This is a genomic window from Halofilum ochraceum, assembly GCF_001614315.2.
GTDB classification, from domain to species: domain Bacteria; phylum Pseudomonadota; class Gammaproteobacteria; order XJ16; family Halofilaceae; genus Halofilum; species Halofilum ochraceum.
This window is the reverse complement of record NZ_LVEG02000021.1, coordinates 45,178-64,908: the sequence shown is the minus strand read 5'-3', so window position 1 is coordinate 64,908 and position 19,731 is coordinate 45,178. Positions and strand designations below refer to the sequence as shown.

Genomic DNA, 19,731 nt, shown 5'->3' with positions numbered 1-19,731 from the left:
GCCAGCCGGCGGTATCGCCGCGAATAGACGGCGATGCCGGCTGTTGCCTTCGGCAAGAGCCGGCCTACCGGTTTCCCGGCCCCCGATTCGCCGGGCATGCCCATTCATCCAGCGGTGGTCGTAAGCCGATGCGGCAGTTCACCCTCAAACAGTTGCGTTACTTCGTGGTCGCCGGCGAACTTTCCAGCGTCACGCAGGCGGCCCGGAAACTGCACGTGTCACAGCCGTCGATCTCGGCGGCCATCCAGCAGATCGAGGAAGTCACCGGTCTGCAGCTGTTCATCCGCCATCATGCCCAGGGCCTTTCGCTGACCGCATCAGGTAAGCAGTTGATGGCCCGTGCCCGTCAACTGCTGCGTGATGCCGAGGGCCTCGAGAAGTACGCCATCGCGCTCGGCGAGGAGATCGGCGGTGAGCTGCGGCTGGTCGCCTTTCCCACCTTCGCCCCGTTGTTCCTGCCGCGGTTGCTGCGCCGCTACGCCACGCACCATCCCTCGGTGAGCCTCTACTGCGATGAAATGAACCAGGCCGATATCGTCACCGGACTGCGCCAGGGCGACTACGAACTGGCCTTTACCTACGACCTGCAGGTGCCTGCGGAAATCGACTTCACGCCGCTCTACCGATTTCCCCCGTACGCGGTGGTCGCCACCGATCATCCGCTCGGCGGGCATGAGCGCATCGGCCTCGCCGAACTGGCGCGCTGGCCCATGGTCCTGCTCGACTGGCCGCTCAGCCGTGAGTACTTCCTCTCCATCTTCACCCATCACGGCCTTTCCCCCAGCGTGGCCCACCGGGCCAAGTCCATGGATATGGTCCGCGGTCTGGTTGCCAACGGCTTCGGGTTCTCGCTGTTCAACACGCCCGTGGAAGCGCTCGACACCGCCGATCTGCACCCCCTGCGTATCGAGCAGGATGCCCAGCCCCTGTCTATGGGCATCGCCTGCCTGCGTGAGCTGCGCCTCAGCCCGGCGGCCGAAGCCATGCACCGCCTCGCCCGTGACGTAGACGTCCAGCACGAGGTCTTCGGGCGGTTCGGTGCCGGCCTGAGCGCAGAAACCGACCCCTGACACGCCCGCAACGCGTCCGGGTCGGGGATGGCCCTCTATACTCGGACGATACCCGGCGCGAGGCGGTGCCTGACGGACAAGGCAGTCAGTCGACCCCTTTGATCCGTCTCCTGTTTCTCGACTGCCGGACCGGGTGCAGAATCGGGCGGCCAGGGTGCACAGTTATATCAGGCAGGATTCCGGGAAGCGGAGATGGATGACCAATCCGACACGCGGGACACCGGCGCTGAACTGCTCGCGTTGATCGAAGAGGTGGCCGCGGAACTTCACCCCAATCGCGCGTTGCCGGCGCTCGGGCTGGACAGCGATCTCTCCCGCGATGCGGGGCTCGACAGTCTCGGGCGAATCGAACTCATGCTGCGTATCCAGCACCGGTTCGGCGCGCGTCTGGGGGACGAGGACGCGATCAGCGCCGCCACGCCCCGGGATCTGCTCAACGCGATCGCATCGGCACCCGATAGCGGTACGACCTCGCCCCGCCCCGCGCCCCATAGTCCGACCGGTCCGGTCGCGGAGGGCGCGGAGCCGGCATCCGCCGAGACCCTGATGGACGTCCTCGATCAACGTGCGCACGCCACACCGGATGCCGTGCACGTACGCCTGTTGGGCGACGAAGCGGAGGTGGATCGACTCACCTATGGCGATCTCCACGCCGGCGCGCTCGCCGTCGCGGCCGGTCTGCGCGCCCACGGCATCGAGCCCGGCGACACCGTGGCCCTGATGCTGCCCACGGGGATCGATTTCTTTCTGGCGTTCCATGGCGTACTGCGAGCCGGCGGTGTGCCGATCCCGCTGTACCCGCCCGTACGGGCGGAGGAGATCGAGAGCCACGCGCGCCGCCTTGCGGCGATCCTCGACAACGCGCAGGCCCGCCTGTTCATCGCCAGCACGCAGACCCGCCCCGCCGGCCACATTCTGCAGGGTCTGGTCCCCGCACTGCAGACGGTGGAAACCGTCGACCGCCTGCGCAGCAGTCAGGAACCACCGCAAACGGTGCGCAGAGCCGGCACCGATCTGGCGTTCCTGCAGTACACGTCGGGGACCACCGGGGCACCGAAGGGCGTGATGCTCAGCCACGCCAACCTGCTGGCGAACATCCGCGCGATGGGCCCGTCGGTCAGCGCCGATTCCAGCGACCGCTTCGTCAGCTGGCTGCCGCTCTACCACGACATGGGCCTGATCGGTGCGTGTCTGGCGACGCTCTACTACGGCATCGAAGTGATCCTGATGTCGCCGCTGCAGTTCATGGCGCGCCCCGAGCGCTGGCTCTGGGCCATCCACGACTTCGGCGGCACGATCTCGGCGGGACCGAATTTCGCCTACGACCTGTGCGCCGGGCGGGTTCACGACGAGGCCCTGGAAGGACTCGATCTGTCGAACTGGCGGCTGGCGTTCAACGGCGCGGAACCGGTAAGCGCCGACACGCTGGAACGCTTCACGGCGCGCTTCGCACCGTTCGGCTTCCGGGCCGAAACGATGATGCCGGTCTACGGTCTCGCAGAGTCATCGGTCGGGCTCGCCTTCCCGCCACCGGGGCGCGGCCCGCGCATCGATACGGTCGACCGCACGACCCTGGAGCGCGACGGCCAGGCTGTTCCGGCCGCCGCGGATGCCAGCGCTGTGCTCCGCTTCGTGGCCTGCGGGCGGGCGCTTGAGGGTCACGAACTCCGGATCGTCGACACCGCGGGCAATCCGATCCCCGAGCGCCAGGAGGGTCGCGTACAGTTTCGCGGCCCCTCATGCACGGCCGGTTACCATGCCAACCCCGAGGCCACGGCCGAACTGTTCAGCGCGGACGGCTGGCTGGAGGCCGGCGACCGCGGTTACCTCGCCGACGGCGAAATCCATCTCACCGGGCGCATCAAGGACATCATCATCCGCGCCGGCCGCAACCTGTATCCGCAGGACATCGAGGCCGCGGTCGCGGCCGTGGAAGGTATCCGCAAGAACAATGTCGCCGCGTTCGCGACCACGGCCGCACGCGAGGGCGCTGGCGCGTCACCGGATGCGCCGGAGCGCGTCGTCGTCATGGCGGAGACCCGCGTGACCGACACCGCGGCGCGCGACCGGCTCGCTCATGCCTGCGCGCAGGCCGCCGCAGACGTGATCGAGGGCGGCGTCGACGAGATCGTCCTGGTCGGCCCGCAAACGATCCCCAAGACCTCCAGCGGCAAAATCCGTCGCGGCGACTGCCGCGCACACTACGAGCAGGGAACCGCGGGGCGCGGCGTCGGTACGACACGCCAGATCGCACGGCTGCTGCTCGCCACGACCGGTGCGGCGATCGGGCGCGCGCCCGGCGCCGCCCTGCGAGCGGCGTACGGCATCTGGTGCTGGATCGCCGCCATTGTCTTCGGGCTGCCGGCAGCGATCGTTACGATGGTCACCCCTGGGAAACAGGCCCGCAGCGTGGTCGCGCGCGCACTGGCGCGCGCACTGATCGCACTGGCCGGCGTGCGTCTGCGCGTGCACGGCGGCGTACCCAGTTCAGCGCCGGGCGTGATCGTCGCCAACCACGCGAGCTTTACCGACGGGCTCTTCCTGCGTGCCGTCGTGCAGGGCCCGCTCGTGTTCGTCGCCAAGCGGGAACTCGCCCGCCACGCCCCCATCCGCTGGTTCCTCGGGCGCATCGGCGCGGAATTCGTGGAACGCGTCGATCTCCAACGCGGCCTGGATGACCTCGGGCGCATCGAGACCCGCGCCCGACGCGGGGAAACCGTGGCCGCGTTCGCCGAAGGCATGCTCGCCGACGGTGCGGGACTGCGCGACTTCCGCATGGGCCCGTTCGTGGTCGCCGCCCGCACGGGACTGCCCATCATTCCGGTGGCCCTGCGCGGGACACGCCGCTTGCTGCGCGCCAGCGCTTGGCTACCGACACGGGGCTCCGTCGACATCTTCACCGGCGACCCGATCCACCCGTCGGGCCGCGAGTGGAGTGATGCGCTGGCCCTGCGCCAGCAGACACGCACCTTCATCGCCGCGCACTGCGGCGAGCCCGACCTCGCCGATACTGGCGCGGCCCTGATCCGCAACCTATGAGTGTGTGACGGGAAACGCCTGCGGATGGCGTGGATTTGATGGATCCAGAATGTGTTATCCGGACTCCGTAACTACAGACCGGATCGGACCGAGGAGGAAACCACATGAATGATCCAGCTGCGGATGGTGACGAAAACGCGCACTTCGGTAACCGATCCGATGCCGCTTCGAGACATGCCGGTGTCGATGCCGGGCGCCGATCATTCTGCAAGCTGTTGGCAGGCTCCCTGCTGATCCCCCATGTGAACCTGTCGGTCGCGGCCGACGGCGGGATGATGCACCGCCGAATCCCGGGGACGCAGGAAACGCTGCCCGTGGTCGGGCTGGGGACATCCGACGAGTTCGAGGTGCCGAACGAAGCGGACCTCGATGCCCTGCGTATGGTCCTGCACCGATTTCACGAACTCGGTGGAACACTGGTCGATACCGCACCGATCTACGGCAACGCCGAGTCGGTGATCGGCGGTCTGCTGGCGGATCTCGAGCTGACCGACGACCTGTTCGTCGCCACCAAGGTGCGCACCTCGGGTCGCGAGGCCGGTCTGGAACAGATGGAGCGCTCGCAGGAACTGCTCGGCAAGCGCCCGCTGGACCTGATGCAGGTTCACAGCCTGGTGGACTGGCGGACCCAGCTCCGCAATCTGCGCCAATGGAAAGAGGAAGGCCGGGTACGCTACATCGGCGTCACCCACTCACGGACGTCGGCGTTCGAGGAACTCGAAAAGGTGATGCGCTCGGAGCCGCTCGACTTCGTGCAGTTCAACTATTCGTTCACGGAGCCCGAGGCCGAGGCGCGTCTGCTGCCGCTCGCCGCCGAACGGGGCATGGCCGTGATGGTGAACCGGCCGTTCGAGAACGGCGCCCTGTTCCGGGCCGTACGCGATCGCCAACTACCGGAATGGGCGGCGGATTTCGACTGCGAAAGCTGGGCCCAGTTCTCCCTCAAATACATCCTGGCGCATCCGGCGGTCACCTGCGTCATCCCGGCCACGAGCAACCCGAAACACGTTGCCGACAACATGGGCGCAGGGACCGGGCGATTGCCGGACGAACATACCCGCCAGCGCATGCGCGAACTGGGCGCCAGCCTGTAAGCCAGCCGACCGATCGAGGCGGGTCAGCCCCTGAGCAGAGCGCTGCGTCAAATCGCGCGCACCGGATTCATGCTACTGTCTCCGCGGTCGCCTGATGGGCGGCGCGGGCCGTTGACGGCCCTCCACACCTGCAGAATCCCTGCTTGAACGCCCGGGAGGAAACATGCCTGCCCGCACAGACTGGGTTGTGCTCAAATTCGGCGGCACCAGCGTGGCGAGTGTCGACCGGTGGCAGACGATCGCGGACGCCATCGAACGCCACACCACTGCGGGCACGCGGGTGCTCGTGGTCTGCTCGGCACTGTCCGGCATCTCCAACCTGCTCCAGAAACTCATCGATGCGATCGATGGCCAGACCGACACGGAGGCCACCCTCGCCGAGATCCGTGGAAAGCACGAGCGACTGGCCGAGGCCATGGGCCTGGACGCCGATGAGCAGATAGGAGAGGAGCTGGCCGAGCTCGAGCGGGTGGTCGAGGGCGCTCGGCTCATCGGTGCGGTGCCCGACGAGGTGCGCGCGCGCCTGATGGCCATGGGCGAACTGATGTCCACGCGCCTGGGCGCCGGGTGGCTTCGAAAACGGGGCACGTCCGTTGCCTGGCGTGACGCCCGTTCGCTGCTGCAGGCCGAACCCGCCTCGACCAACGCCAGCAGCAGTCACCACTACCTGTCCGCGACCTGTCACTACGCGCCCGACGACCGGCTGATCACCGAGCTCTCCGAACTCACCGAGAACGCGGTGCTCACGCAGGGCTTCATCGCGGCCGACAGCCACGGCAACACGGTCCTGCTCGGGCGCGGGGGTTCCGACACCTCCGCGGCCTACCTGGCAGGCAAGCTGAACGCGGAGCGGCTGGAGATCTGGACCGACGTGCCGGGACTGTTCACGGCCAACCCAAGAGATCGAGCGGATGCGCGCCTGTTGCGCGCGGTCACCTTCGATGAGGCCCAGGTACTCGCCGCCATGGGCGCGCGTGTACTTCACCCGCGCTGCATTCCGCCCGTGCGCGACAACGACATCCCGCTGCACATGCGCTGCACCCAGGCACCGGACATGGAGGGGACCGTGGTCTCGCGCGACGCCGCGGCCACCGAGCCCGGCGTCAAGGCGGTCGTGAGCCGTCCGCACCTGTACCTGATCCGGATCGAGTGTCCCGGGCACTGGCACCTGGCGGGCACACTGGCCGACGTCACCGGCGTATTCGCGCAGCACGGCATTGCCATCGACCTGATCGCCAACTCGGCCTCGAGCATCAGCCTGACGATCGATCCCGCCGCCAGTCCGTTGACCCAGCAGGATGTCACCCACCTCGTGGCCAATCTGGAGTCGATCGGGACCGCCAACGTCAGCTACGAAGTGGGCTCGGTCAGCCTGGTGGGCTCCAACATCGCCTCGGTCATCAATCGCCTGTCACCGGCCCTGAAGCCGCTGGAAGCCCAGCGCATCCACATGGTCAGCGACGCCGGCCCCGACGACGCGCTGAGCTTCGTGCTCGAGCCGGAGGATGTCGATTACCTGATGAATCCGTTGCACGACTGGCTCTTGGCCCAGCCGCAGCCGGAGGCCATCTTCGGTCCCGCCTGGCGGGAGTTGAGCGACAAGCTGAACTGAGATCCGCCCTCCCGGCCGGGTCGGCCGGGCCCAGAGCCGGATCCGCGACCGGCCCGGCGCGAGATCCCGTCCGATCTCGGTACGGCCCGTCGCCGTCTCTTCGATCAGCTCGGCAAGACCGAGGAATTCGACGCCGTATCCAAAAGCGAGGCCAACCTGACGCGTATGTGGGCGGCGAGCTGAGCGACCGCCCCGCGCTGCGTACCCGACCCACCCGCGGGCGCGTTCCGTGACGTTCCAACGTTGAGTGACCGGCGGTGCCTCCCGCTCCCGAACCGAGCCTCACATCCCCGTCGAACCCGGGAATACGCGCAAAGAGGTGCCTGCCATGCCCGCGGGTCCCTGTACGTGGAGGGGCTGAACGTGGCCCGAAACGTGCCGCGGTATCGAGTCCTGCCACTTCGTGGAACGCCCGTGCCCGCCGAGCTGTATGATGTACTTGTGAATACCCGAGCCAAGCCCGCATGCGTATGCTCGTCGGCAGCAGATCCCGCGCAGTCGTCGTGCGCCCCCTTCAGTGGCCACCCCGAGGTGTGACGGGGTGAAGCCGCCGCCGGGTTATCCCGAAGAGCCGGTCGCCCTCGCCAGTCCGCTTGTCGGGGCTCGCAAACCACACTCACGGCTCCGGGCGGGCCTCCATTCGCGGCTCGGGCGCCGGCTGCTGGCCTGCATCGTCGCCACCAGCTCGCTTATCACGCTCCTGCTCACGGCAGACCAGCTCTATCGCGAATACCGGAAGGATGTCGGCGCCGTCGAAAAGCGCCTGCAGGAGATCGATCTGACGCAGACCGCGGCCATCACCGACCAGCTCTGGGAACTGAATGACGAGATCCTTCGCGAGACGCTCAACGGGCTCGCGAAGCTGCCCGAGATCGAGTTTCTGGAGGTTTCGAGTGCCGACGGGTTTGTCGAGGCGGCGGGCCAGGCCGTGACGGCCCACACCCTTGAGCGCCGGTTCCCGCTTCACTACGACACCGGCCATCAGACGGTTTCGATCGGCACGCTGCGGGTGGTGGCATCCCTCGCACCGGCCCGAGAGCGCCTGTTCGAGCGGCTCGGCACCACACTGATGGGCAATGCCGCGAAAACCTTCATCGTCGCCGGCGTCGTACTGGCATTGATCCACCTGCTGGTGATACGCCGCCTCGGTGCACTGAGCGCCTTTTGCAGATCCTGGCAGGTCGATGACGACAGCCGCACGCCCCTGCCCCTCGCGGCTCCGTCCCGGCCCGACGAGATCGACGACATGAACAGTGCCGTGCGCGAGATGCTCGAAGGCATCGAGCGCAGCTACTCGGAACTGCGCGCGAGCGAGCAACGCTATCGCCAGTTGATCGAGACGGCCGAGGAAGGTGTCTGGCTGCTCGATGAACACAACAACACCCGGATCGCGAACCCGAGGCTAGCGCGCATGCTGGGCCACACTCGGGCGGAGCTGGCCGGTCGCCCGTTTCTCGATTTTATCGATGCAGACCAGCACGAGACGGCACTGGCTTATCTCGAACGGACACGATCCGGGACGGTCGAACAACTGGAAATCGCCCTGCGCTGTGTCGGCGAGAGTCATCGCTGGGTATTGGTGGCTGCGTCGCCCATCGTCTCCGACGGGGGCGACCGCCTCGGCACCCTCGCGATGGTCACCGACATCGATCAGCGCAAACGCGCCGAGGCCCGCGCAAACGAACTGGCCTATTTTGACACCCTTACGCGACTGCCGAATCGGGCCTTTCTGCAGGACCGCCTCGACGAGGCGCTCGCACGCTCACGGCGCAGTGATCATTTCGGCGCACTCCTGTTCCTCGATCTCGACAATTTCAAGACCATCAACGACTCGAAGGGACACCGCACCGGCGACGCGGTCCTGACCACGGTTGCGGAGCGCCTGCACGAGACCGTCCGCGACTGCGATTTCGTCAGCCGCTTCGGCGGTGATGAGTTCGTTATCCTGCTCTCCGAACTGCACCCCGAACGTGATTCTGCAGCCGCGATCTGCTCGAGGGTCGGGCAGAAACTGATGGACGCCGTCGCCATCCCGGTGACCATAGAAGGGCATGATCTGCGCCTGAGCGCCAGTATCGGCGTCACCGTCTTCTACGGACGGGAGTCGGCCGAGGTGGTCCTGCAGAACGCCGACACCGCGCTCTACCGGACCAAGTCGGAGGGGCGTGGTGGACTGACGTTCTACCGCGAGGAGATGGGCGAGGCGGCGCTGCGCCGGCTGAGCCTTGAGAAGGGTCTGCGGGATGCCGCCGCGAATGATGCGATCGAACTGGTATACCAGCCGATCGTCGCTTCGGACGATGGCCGCGTCATCGGCGTCGAGGCGTTGGCGCGCTGGACGCACCCCGAATACGGTCCCATCCCGCCCGATGTGTTCATCCCGATCGCCGAGGACACCGGCATCATCCGTACCATCGGGCAGCAATGCCTTGCCCGCGCCTGTGCCGACCTCGCCCCACTCCTGAGCGACCCCGCCGCGGGGCTCGATCACGGGCTGTCTGTGAACCTGAGTCCGCCGGAACTCGTCGACCCGGAACTCCCGGAGCGCGTGCAGCGGATCATCGACGATTCGGGTATCCCCGCCGAACTTCTGCAGTTCGAGATCACCGAGGGCAGTATCATCCAAGAGACCGATGTCGCGATTGCCAACATGCACGCCGTGCGAGCGCTCGGTCCGAGTTTCGCCGTGGACGACTTCGGCACCGGTTACTCATCCCTGCGCTACCTCAAGTCCCTGCCCCTGAGTACGCTCAAGATCGATCGCTCCTTCGTGCAGGACCTCGGGGTGAACGCGGATGCCTCTGCCATCGTGGACACCATCCTCGCGGTGGCCGACCACTTCGGCCTGAAGGTCATCGCCGAAGGCATCGAAACCGAAGAGCACCTGGCGGCATTTCGTGCCCGCGGCACGGGTTCATGCCAGGGCTACTACTTCGCGCGCCCGATGCCGATCGCGGCCCTGCGTGACTTTCTGCGGCGGGATGCCGGACCCAATCACCATGCCTGACCACCACCGCCATTGCGCTTCAAACTTCCGAGCAGCGCTGCTGTTATTGCTCGGGCTGCTGCTGCCGGGGACGGCCATCGCGGAACCGGTTCGATTAACCAGCGATGAGTACGCACCGCTGGTGTCCCGGCATATCAAGGGACACGGCCTGCTCAGCGAAATCGTCACCCGGACACTGCGAGACATGGGGCTGGAGTCGGAACTCGCTTTCCAGCCGTGGAGACGCGGCCAGGCGGAGGTTCTCGCGGGGCGCGTATGGGCCACATTTCCGTATGTAAAAACCCCCGACCGCGAGCGCAGATACCAGTTCTCCCGCTACCCCCTGTTCGAGAACCGCATCGTGTTCTTCTACCGCGTCGACCGCTTCCCGGATGGGCTCGAGTGGCACCAACTCAGCGATCTGCGACCCCATACAATCGGTGGTATCCGCGGCTACTGGTATGAGCGCGACCTTGAGCGGGCGGGCCTGACGGTCGCATACGCGACCGACGTGGAAACGGCCCTCAGAATGCTGCGGCTCGGCAGAACGGATGTACTCCTTCTTTCCGAACTGGTCGGCTGGCACGCCATCCACAGCACTTTTCCCGAAGAACACCGGAATTTCGCCACCCTTGAACGCCCCTATGAGGTGGTGGCGTCGTGGCTGATGGTTTCCAATTCATACCCGAATTCCCGTCGGCTGCTGCAACGTTTCGACCATGCGTTCCGGAAACTCGCAGAGGCCGGGCGCTTCGATGCGCTGACCAGGCAGTACATCCCGCAACGATAAAAAGCCCGACTCGCGGCACCGCGAAGAAGGGATCATCCGGGTGTTCCATTGCGCGCCACCGCAGTCCGTCCCGGAATGGATCGGGAGGCGCGGCCGTTGCAGCGGCATGCCCACGGATATAGCCGCCAGGACAATATCGGGCGGATGGACCGGAAGCGCACCGGCGACGCAGCGCGATTGCAGCTAGTATGCTTGAGGCGATGACCAATCAAAGTCACGACGCCGCCGCTGGCAACAGTCCGTTGCCCCGTAACGCTACCGGCAGAGCGGCCGGATGGTCCCGGCGCCGGCGCCTGCGGGCCTGCCCCGATTGCGATCTCGTGGTCGCCCTGCCGCCCCTGCGACCACACGAGCGAGCGGACTGCCCGCGCTGCGGTCATGTCCTGGTACGTCGTCACAGACTGCCGGTCCAACGCGGGCTGGCCTATGCAGTGACTGCCCTCATCTTCCTGGCAATGGCGGTTTTGTTTCCGTTTATCGGCTTTGATGTACGGGGAATCGGCAATACGATCACTCTGACCGAGACCGGTTCGGCCCTGGCCCGCTACGGCGAGCCCCTGGTCGCGGCGGCGGTTCTGCTCGGTATCGTGATACTGCCACTCGCCTGGATTGCCGGGTTCATCATTCTCCATACGCGGATCCTGCGCGCCGCCGTCGGGCCCCCGGACGAGTTTCTTGCCCGCGCGCTCAGTCATATCGGTCCCTGGATCATGGCCGATGTCTTCCTGGTCGCGCTGCTTGTGAGCCTGACCAAGATCTCCGGTATGGCCACGCTGGATATCGGGCCGGCCTTCTGGGCCTACTGCGCGTTCGTGCTGGTCATGGTGAAGGCGCAGCTGGCCCTGGATACCGACTGGCTCTGGTTCCGCCTTGCCGGCGAACCGCCGGCACCACCGGGCATACGCCCCGGTACGAATGCCCGCGAGCAGGACATGACCGGCTGCCACGTGTGTGGCCTGATCAATCCTGTCGACGCTTCGGGACGGGGACATTGCGCCCGCTGTGGGGATCGCGTCCACACCCGTGCGCCCCGCAGTCTCCAGAACACGCTGGCGCTGCTCCTGCTGGCGATACTGCTCTACATCCCGGCGAACACCCTGCCCATCACGCACACCACGCGTTTCGGTGGCGAGCAGGGATCCACCATCATCGGCGGTGTCGTCGGCTTCGTTCAGGCGGGCGACATACCGATCGCGATCGTGATCTTCGCGGCCAGCGTTCTGGTACCGATCGGCAAGATGCTGGCGTTGGCATGGCTGTGCTTGTGGGCGCGGCGGCCGGATCTGCGCGATCCGCTGGCGGGCGCCCGCATGTATCGCCTCGTCGACTTCATCGGGCGCTGGTCCATGGTCGATGTCTTCGTGGTCGCCATCCTGGTGGCGCTGGTCCGCGCCGAGTCACTGATGTCGATCGTCCCGGGACCGGCGGCGCTGGCCTTCGCGGCAATGGTCATCACCAGTATGATCGCAGCCATGCGTTTCGATCCCAGGCTCCTGTGGGAGACGCCCTCCCCCGCCCAGCGGAGTGGTCATGACTGACACCGGGGAACGAGCAATCCGGCGCCGCCAGCTCCGCATCTCGCCGCTTTGGCTCCTGCCCCTGGTGGCTCTGGTGATCGGCGGCTGGATGGCCTACGAGCGGTTCGCGGCCCGCGGGCCGACAGTGACCCTCAGAATGCCCGACGCGGAGGGTATCGAGGCCGGGAAAACCCTGGTCAAGACGCGCAATGTCGAGGTCGGTCGGGTCCAGGATGTTCGGCTCTCCGAGGACCTCGGGCACACGGTGGTGGAAGCCCAACTGCGTGCGGACGCCGAGCGGATGCTCAACGAGAACACGCAGTTCTGGGTCGTCAAACCGCGTATCGGCAGCCAGGGTATCAGTGGTCTGGACACCGCCCTGTCCGGCGCCTACATCGCGCTGCAGCCGGGCGACGCGGGCGCGCCCAGGCGTCATTTCGAGGTCCTGGAGAACCCGCCCGTCACCGGACTCGGGGAAGGCGGTCTGCAGATCACGCTGCTGAGTGGGCCGGAAATGGGGCTCACGGAAGGCGCCCCCGTTACCTACCACGGCATGACGGTGGGCCGCGTGACCTCAGTACAGCTCGACGCAAGCACCCGGGAAATCGAGCACCAGGTCTTTATCGAGTCGCCGTACACGGAACTCGTCACGGCGCAGACCCGTTTCTGGAGCTCGGCGGGATTGAGCGTGAATTATTCGGCCGACGGTTTCAGCGTCGATGTCCAGTCGCTGGAGACGTTGCTCGGTGGTGGGATCAGTCTCGGCGTCCCCGACACCGGAGCGGGGGCGACCGTCAAGCCGGGTCACCGGTTCCGGGTATATCGCAACCAGGCGGCCGTGCGCGATGCGGCGATGGATCAGTACCTGGAATATGTGGTCCTGCTGGAGGACAGCGTCGAAGGGGTCAGCGAGGGTTCGGCTGTCCGGTATAGGGGTGTGCGCATCGGCACCGTGGACACCGTCGCCTGGCACTTCGACGGCCCCCGGCCCGGCGCCGATGACAGTCTCGCGGTGCCGGTGCTCGTGCGTCTCGAGCCCCAGCGATTGACGGGCCAGGAGCGAGAAACCGACCTCGAGGCATGGCGCAAGCGTATCAGCGACCTCATTGATGAGGGCCTCCGGGCGTCGGTGAAGAGCGAAAGCCTGATCACCGGCACCAGCTACGTTGCGCTCGATATGAGCGCGGACCCCGGTTCCGTCGCCCGCATGTCCTGGCGCGAGCACCCGGTGATCCCGGCGACCACCGGTGGAATGGGTCGACTCCAGGACCAGATGGGCCAGCTGCTCGAGAAACTCAACACGCTTGAAATTCAGTCGGTACTGACCCGCCTGGAGGGCACTGCCGAGAGTTCCCAGGCGACCTTCCGCAGTGTCCAGCGTACGGCGGCGTCCATACAGGCCCTGCTCGACGACTCGGCGACGCGCGAGCTGCCTCGCCAGATGGACGAGGTATTGGGCGAACTCCGCAGTACGCTCGAGGGCTTCGACCAGGATTCCGAGCTGTACCAGCAACTCAACGGCGTCCTCGGCCAGATGGAAGCGGTCATGCAGGATCTCCGGCCCCTGGTGCGCACCCTCCGCGAACAACCCAATGCGCTGATCTTCGACCGGGAGGAGGTCGACGATCCCGAGCCCAGGGCCCCGCCGCAATGAGGCGGCACGTTCCCGGGGTTCCGCTGCAGAGATGGCTACTGGTGAGCGCCCTGGTGTCAGCCGCATTGATCGCCGGGTGCAGCGCGCGGTCGTCGGCTGAAGGCGCAACGCATTATCTGCTGACCGACCAACCAACGGGATCAGAGGCCACGGCCACGGGCGGCGAGGGGTTATTGCGCGTGCAACGCATCGAGCTGGCGCGTTATCTGGATGTCGAGGGGATCGTGATGCAGACCAGCGACGTCGCGGTCCGCTCTGCCCGAAACCACCTCTGGGCGGAAGACCTCGCCGCCCAGCTCCACCGCGATCTGGCTCAGCGTCTGTCGAACCAGCTCGAAGGTGTCCGGGTACTGGATCCGGATCAGCAGCTGCGCGCCCCCGAACGGGAGATCATGCAACTGACCGTGACGGTCGACCGTTTCCAGGGTCGATTCGACGGCTACGCCGTTGTCGGCGGCAAATGGCGGCTTCTGGACAGCGAGGGCGAAATCCAGGCCGGCGAGCGTTTCCAGCGCGAGCAGGCGTTGACGCAGGATGGTTATCCCGCTCTGGTGGAAAGCCTGAAAGATGCGTGGACGAGCGTGGTCGCTGACATCGCCGACGGACTTGGCGGTGCGTGGGGTCGGTGACGGGCTTGCTGACTGATGCCCGCCGGTCACTTTTGCTGACCGATGTCCGCCGGTCGCGTTGGCTGAGCGATTTTTCCCTCACGACAAATCCGTATACTGCGCCCCCTGATAGATTCCGGCGCCCTGTCAGCGGCGCCATCATATTGGTTACGCAACCGGTGCAGATCGTATGACGCTCGAACGCATCCTCCCGCGCCTTGCCGATGAAATCGGCGCCCGGACCCGACAGATCGCCCCGGCGATTGAACTGCTGGACAGCGGCGCCACGGTCCCGTTCATCGCACGCTACCGCAAAGAGGCCACTGGCGGGCTGGACGACATGCAGCTGCGTCAGCTCGAGGAGCGTCTGCGCTATCACCGCGAACTGGAGAGCCGGCGCGCGACGGTCATCGCCGCCATCGAAGAACAGGGCAAGCTGACCGATGAGCTGCGCAAAAGCATCGAGGCCGCGGACACGAAAACGCGGCTGGAAGATCTGTATCGCCCGTACGTGAAGAAACGCCGCACCAAGGCACAGATCGCGCGCGAGGCCGGGCTCGAACCGCTGGCGCAATCGCTGTTCGCCGATCCGTCGCTGGACCCGCAGGCGGAGGCGACGCGATTCGTCGACGCAGACAACGACGTGGCCGACGCCGCAGCGGCACTCGATGGTGCGCGCCAGATCCTCATGGAGACATTCGCGGAGGAGCCGGAACTGAACGGGCGGCTGCGCGAGTACGCCTGGTCGCACGGCCGGCTGCAGTCGAAACTGCGCACCCGGCTGGACAAGGACAAGGAAGAGCTCGCCGAGAAATTCTCGGACTACCACGACGCCATCGAAGCCGTGCGCAAGATCCCCTCGCATCGTGCGCTGGCTATGTTCCGCGGACAGACCGAAGAAGTCCTGTCTCTCGGTCTCGTCATCGACGAACTCGACGAAAACGGCAACCTCAAGGCTGAGCGCTCCACCGGCGAAGTCATGACCGCCGAACAGTTCGGCATCACCGATCGCGGACGCGCTGGTGACCGCTGGCTGCTGGAAACGGTGCGTTGGGCCTGGCGTGTCAAGCTCCAGTGGCACATCGAGATGGAGATCAAGAAACAGCTGCGCGAGGGCGCCGAGCAGGAGGCCATCCAGGTCTTCGCGACCAATCTGAAGGACCTGGTGCTCGCCGCACCGGCCGGCCCACGCCCGACCATCGGTCTCGATCCGGGCATCCGCACCGGCGTGAAGGTCGCTGTTGTCGATGCCACCGGCAAACTGGTGGATACCGCCACCATCCACCCGCTGCAGCCGAAAAAGGACTGGGACGGCAGTATCGCGACGCTGGCGACCCTGTGTGAAAAGCACGGTGTGGAACTCATCGCGATCGGCAACGGCACCGGCTCGCGTGAGACCGACCAGCTCGCGGGCGACCTGCTCAAGCGCCACCCGGCGATCGGCGCACACAAAATCGTGATCTCCGAGGCGGGCGCGTCCGTCTATTCGGCTTCCGAGATCGCCTCGCGGGAATTCCCGGACGTGGACGTCTCTCTGCGTGGCGCCGTGTCCATCGCACGCCGCCTCCAGGATCCGTTGGCGGAACTGGTGAAGATCGAGCCGAAATCCATTGGCGTCGGCCAGTACCAGCACGACGTGTCGCAGGTAAAGCTCGCACGCATGCTCGACGCCGTGGTCGAAGACTGCGTGAATGGCGTGGGCGTCGACGTCAACACGGCCTCGGCCCCGTTGCTGTCACGCGTATCGGGCCTCGGTGCAGGGCTCGCGGACAACGTCGTACGCTACCGCGAGGAACACGGCGCGTTCAGAAACCGCCGCGACCTGCGCAAGGTGATGCGTCTGGGTGAAAAGGCCTTCGAGCAATGCGCCGGCTTCCTGCGGATCATGAACGGCGACAACCCGCTCGATTCATCGGCCGTGCACCCGGAAGCGTATCCCGTAGTCGAACGTATCCTCGAGTCCACCGAGCGGGACATCCGCCAGCTCGTCGGTGACGCGACGTTCCTGCGTGGGCTCGCCGCGAACGACTTCACCGATGAACGATTCGGCGAGCCGACCGTACGGGACATCCTCGCGGAACTCGAAAAACCCGGCCGCGACCCGCGCCCCGAATTCCGCACCGCCGAATTCCGGGCAGACGTCAACGAGATGAAAGATCTACGCGAAGGCATGCGCCTGCAGGGTGTGGTCACCAACGTCGCCAACTTCGGAGCGTTCGTCGATATCGGCGTCCACCAGGATGGTCTGGTCCATATCTCGCAGATCGCCGATCGTTTCGTAAAGGACCCGCACCACGAAGTGAAAACCGGGGATGTCGTCTCGGTCCGGGTGCTCGACATCGATCTCAAGCGCAAACGCATCGCCCTGACCATGCGCAGTGACGACACGGACGAGGCGAAGGAAGACGCCAGGGCCTCGAAAGGCACTGGCGACAAGCGCGGCTCGAAATCGCGCCAGCCTGAAGTGGCCAACAACCCATTCGCCGACGCACTGGCCGGAATGAAGAATAAAAAGCCTTAATACCGCGCGGCTTGAATGGAAGTCTGATCCGCGTTTTCGCGGTGTTGCTCGGCCAGCGTGCGTTTCAACGCGCCGAAACGCTTGCGGTACTGCGCGGGGGTCAGCCCCACTTTCCTGCGGAAGAGCCGGTTGAAAAAACTCACGTCTTCGTAACCGACAGCTGCGGCCACGTTCTCCACCGGCGCATCATCCATCTCCAGCCATTGCTTGGCCTCTTCCAGCCGCAGCGTCTGGACGTACTCGCTCGGATTGATACCCGTGGCGCGACGGAAACGGCGCTTGAATGAACGCTCTGGCAGTCCGCTCAGTCGGGTCATTGCCCGGACCGGGTGATGATGGTCGTAGTGTTCAGCCAGCCACTGCTGACAGCGCGCGATCACCGAGTCCTCGACCTGGGCATGGCAGGACAATACGGCATAGGGCTGCTGGCCGACGTGATGCCAGTCGATGAGATAGACCTTGGCGACCTCGAGGGCCCGTTCCAGCCCGACGATACGGGCGATCAGGAACAGCGCCAGATCCTGCCAGGACGAGCCGCCCCCGACCATAACGATGCGCTGGCCCTCGCCTGCCGTGACCAGTGCCCGCTGCGGCTCGACCCGAACGGCGGGGTAGCGGCGGGCCATCGCATCGCAATAGGCCCAGTGCGTCGTGGCCTCACATCCATCGAGCAGTCCGGCCTCGGCCAGCATCAGGGCGCCGGAACAGGCGGTTCCGAGGTAGCTGCCCCGCGCGTAACAGGCCTTGAGCCAGGCCACTTCCCGCGGGTAACGCCCGCTGATATCCGTGTCGGGTGGGACGAGGAGTTCAGGGACGCAGACGATATCCGGGACACCGATCCCAGAGAACGTCGTATCCGGCAGGACATGGACGCCGTTTGCCATCCGGAAGCTGCCGGGCTCGGCCGCGACGGTCACGGGCCGAAACGGCGACTCGAAGGTTTCCCCGCGGGTGACCAGCCCCCAGTCACGGTCCACTGAAGCGAACAGATCGTACATGCCGTACAGGGTCGACCCCGTGGACTCGGGCACCGTGAGAAAAGCCACCGTGCGCTTCGCGGTCTGTTGCCCCATGGCAGAAACGGCCATGCATTGACCGTTTTGACTTTAGCAGAGCCCCATAAGGTGGGCTAGCGTGAACGTGACGGGTAACACCGGACGGGGCGCACGACCGATCAGGCACCGCCATGCCCCCAACGTTCGGTGCCACCGGGCCCAGAAGCATCGCTATGCGACGAAACGGCGCGGGAGGTCATCATGTCATATGTCGACTGGCAGATTATCGTCAAAAGGCTCGTGAGCTGCAGCTGCGATTACGGCTGCCCGTGCGAGTTCAACGCTCGGCCGAGCCGTACGCCCTGCGAGGGTGTCGAGGGCTTCGAGATCGTGCAGGGCCACTTTGGCGAGACGCGTCTCGACGGTCTGCGCTTCGCGGGCATATTCCATTGGCCCGGCGCGGTGCACGAAGGCGACGGTTCCTACATCCCGATCGTGGATGAGCGGGCGAACGAGGCGCAGCGGGACGCGCTGCTGCAGATCCTATCCGGCGAGGAACAGGAGCCGACCACCCTGTTCAATATCTATGGGTCCACGCTCGAGCACGAGTACGATCCGATATTCGCCCGAATCGAATTCGACTCGGACCTCGGAGCGCGCACGGGCCGCCTGCGCGTGCCCGGCATACTGGAATCCCGCCTCGAACCGATCCGCGATCCGGTAACCGGGGCCGAGCACCACGCAACAATCAAACTGCCGCACGGCTTCGAGTTCCGCGAGGCGGAAATGGTCAGCAGCACCTTCCACAGCGAGAAGGAGATCGGCGGCCGGCACGCCCAGGTCTATGGTTTCCTGACCTGCGCCGGTTACGGGCCTTACGGCGTGATCGAGGAATATTGTTATCCCCGCTACGGAGCTGCGTCATGACGACCATGGCCGGACTCGAGGATATCCTCCGTCGTGACCGGCTATGGGTATTGGGCACCCTGGCCGCACTGACACTGGTGGCCTGGGCATATCTTGTGGCCTGGGCAGCCGGCATGGATGCCGGTGCGGCCATGGAAATGCGGCCGTGGACGCCCGGGTATGCCTTCATGATGTTCATCATGTGGGCCATCATGATGGTCGGCATGATGCTGCCCAGCGCGACGCCGGTGATGCTGCTTCATGCGCGGGTCTGCCGTCGGCGTCTTGGCCGCGTCGCTCACACCGGGGCCTTTCTGTGCGGCTACCTTGTGGTCTGGACGATCTTCAGCGCGGGTGCCACGGCGTTGCAGTGGGTTCTCGCTGAACTGGCACTGCTGTCACCCGCCATGACCGCCACCAGTCCCGCATTCGGGGCCACGGTGCTGGTCGCCGCCGGCCTGTACCAGTTCACGTCATGGAAGCATGCCTGTCTCGCGCACTGCCGCTCCCCCATCGACTTCCTTGCGCGGCGCTGGCGCCAGCGGACGACCGGCGCCATGAGCATGGGCATCGAGCACGGGGCTTACTGCGTCGGGTGCTGCTGGCTGTTGATGGCCATCCTGTTCGTCGCAGGCATCATGGATCTGCTGTGGATCGCGGCGATCACCGCGTTCGTACTCGTGGAGAAAGCGGCCCCCGCTGGCCGTCATCTGACCCGTTTCGGGGCGGTCGGTTTGATCCTCGCTGGCATCGCGATGGCAGTCACGGCCTGAGCCGCTCCGGTAACTTGCCCCGAAACATCGGACTGCGCTTCGCCGGATCCGGAAAAGGGTGCTCCGGAGTCTTCGACTCCGGCAGACCGTCCACGGGCATCGTCGCGACGACACACAAGCGCCGGCGGCCGGAGTGATCCTGATTCTGGACACGGTATTACTCCGG

13 protein-coding genes are annotated in these 19,731 nt (G+C 65.9%); 12 read left to right on the top strand and 1 reads right to left on the bottom strand.

Annotation, left to right across the window (positions count from 1 at the left end; genetic code table 11):
• Positions 1–128: 128 nt before the first annotated feature.
• The 10 genes from A0W70_RS15670 to A0W70_RS15625 all read left to right on the top strand — a co-directional run bounded on the left by A0W70_RS15670 (position 129) and on the right by A0W70_RS15625 (position 16,891).
• A complete protein-coding gene (locus A0W70_RS15670; RefSeq protein WP_070990050.1) occupies positions 129–1,070 on the top strand; it encodes a LysR family transcriptional regulator in 942 nt (313 codons plus the stop codon).
• Positions 1,071–1,262: 192 nt separating this feature from the next.
• Entirely contained in the window at positions 1,263–4,109 is a 2,847-nt protein-coding gene (locus tag A0W70_RS15665) for an AMP-binding protein (RefSeq protein ID WP_070990048.1), read from the top strand.
• Positions 4,110–4,213: 104 nt separating this feature from the next.
• A complete protein-coding gene (locus A0W70_RS15660; RefSeq protein ID WP_217495458.1) occupies positions 4,214–5,203 on the top strand; it encodes an aldo/keto reductase in 990 nt (329 codons plus the stop codon).
• A gap of 163 nt (positions 5,204–5,366) precedes the next feature.
• Complete coding sequence (locus tag A0W70_RS15655) at positions 5,367–6,815, top strand: aspartate kinase (protein ID WP_083331074.1); 1,449 nt, start codon at positions 5,367–5,369, stop codon at positions 6,813–6,815.
• A 541-nt stretch (positions 6,816–7,356) separates the two neighbouring features.
• Complete coding sequence (locus A0W70_RS15650; RefSeq protein ID WP_070990044.1) at positions 7,357–9,822, top strand: bifunctional diguanylate cyclase/phosphodiesterase; 2,466 nt, start codon at positions 7,357–7,359, stop codon at positions 9,820–9,822.
• Entirely contained in the window at positions 9,779–10,591 is an 813-nt protein-coding gene (locus tag A0W70_RS15645; protein WP_139150906.1) for a substrate-binding periplasmic protein, read from the top strand. Before A0W70_RS15650 ends, A0W70_RS15645 begins: the two co-directional genes overlap by 44 nt.
• Before the next feature lie 188 nt (positions 10,592–10,779).
• Positions 10,780–12,129: a paraquat-inducible protein A gene (locus A0W70_RS15640; RefSeq protein WP_217495457.1), complete on the top strand. Its 1,350-nt coding sequence runs from the start codon at positions 10,780–10,782 to the stop codon at positions 12,127–12,129.
• Positions 12,122–13,762 carry an intermembrane transport protein PqiB gene (pqiB, locus tag A0W70_RS15635; RefSeq protein WP_070990041.1) on the top strand — a complete coding sequence of 547 codons (1,641 nt, stop codon included), beginning with the start codon at positions 12,122–12,124 and terminating at the stop codon, positions 13,760–13,762. The genes A0W70_RS15640 and pqiB overlap by 8 nt, the downstream gene beginning before the upstream one ends.
• Positions 13,759–14,391: a PqiC family protein gene (locus A0W70_RS15630; RefSeq protein WP_083331072.1), complete on the top strand. Its 633-nt coding sequence runs from the start codon at positions 13,759–13,761 to the stop codon at positions 14,389–14,391. Before pqiB ends, A0W70_RS15630 begins: the two co-directional genes overlap by 4 nt.
• A gap of 169 nt (positions 14,392–14,560) precedes the next feature.
• Positions 14,561–16,891: a Tex family protein gene (locus A0W70_RS15625; protein ID WP_070990039.1), complete on the top strand. Its 2,331-nt coding sequence runs from the start codon at positions 14,561–14,563 to the stop codon at positions 16,889–16,891.
• Here the strand turns inward: A0W70_RS15625 and A0W70_RS15620 are convergent.
• Positions 16,888–17,979 carry a GlxA family transcriptional regulator gene (locus A0W70_RS15620; protein ID WP_245675906.1) on the bottom strand — a complete coding sequence of 364 codons (1,092 nt, stop codon included), beginning with the start codon at positions 17,977–17,979 and terminating at the stop codon, positions 16,888–16,890. The two genes, A0W70_RS15625 and A0W70_RS15620, sit on opposite strands and share 4 nt — an antisense overlap.
• 168 nt (positions 17,980–18,147) lie before the next feature.
• Between A0W70_RS15620 and A0W70_RS15615 the strand changes: the two genes are divergently transcribed.
• Both A0W70_RS15615 and A0W70_RS15610 read left to right on the top strand, forming a co-directional pair.
• Entirely contained in the window at positions 18,148–18,813 is a 666-nt protein-coding gene (locus tag A0W70_RS15615) for a DUF1326 domain-containing protein (protein ID WP_070990036.1), read from the top strand.
• A complete protein-coding gene (locus A0W70_RS15610; RefSeq protein ID WP_070990034.1) occupies positions 18,810–19,565 on the top strand; it encodes a DUF2182 domain-containing protein in 756 nt (251 codons plus the stop codon). The genes A0W70_RS15615 and A0W70_RS15610 overlap by 4 nt, the downstream gene beginning before the upstream one ends.
• The last annotated feature ends 166 nt before the right edge of the window (positions 19,566–19,731 follow it).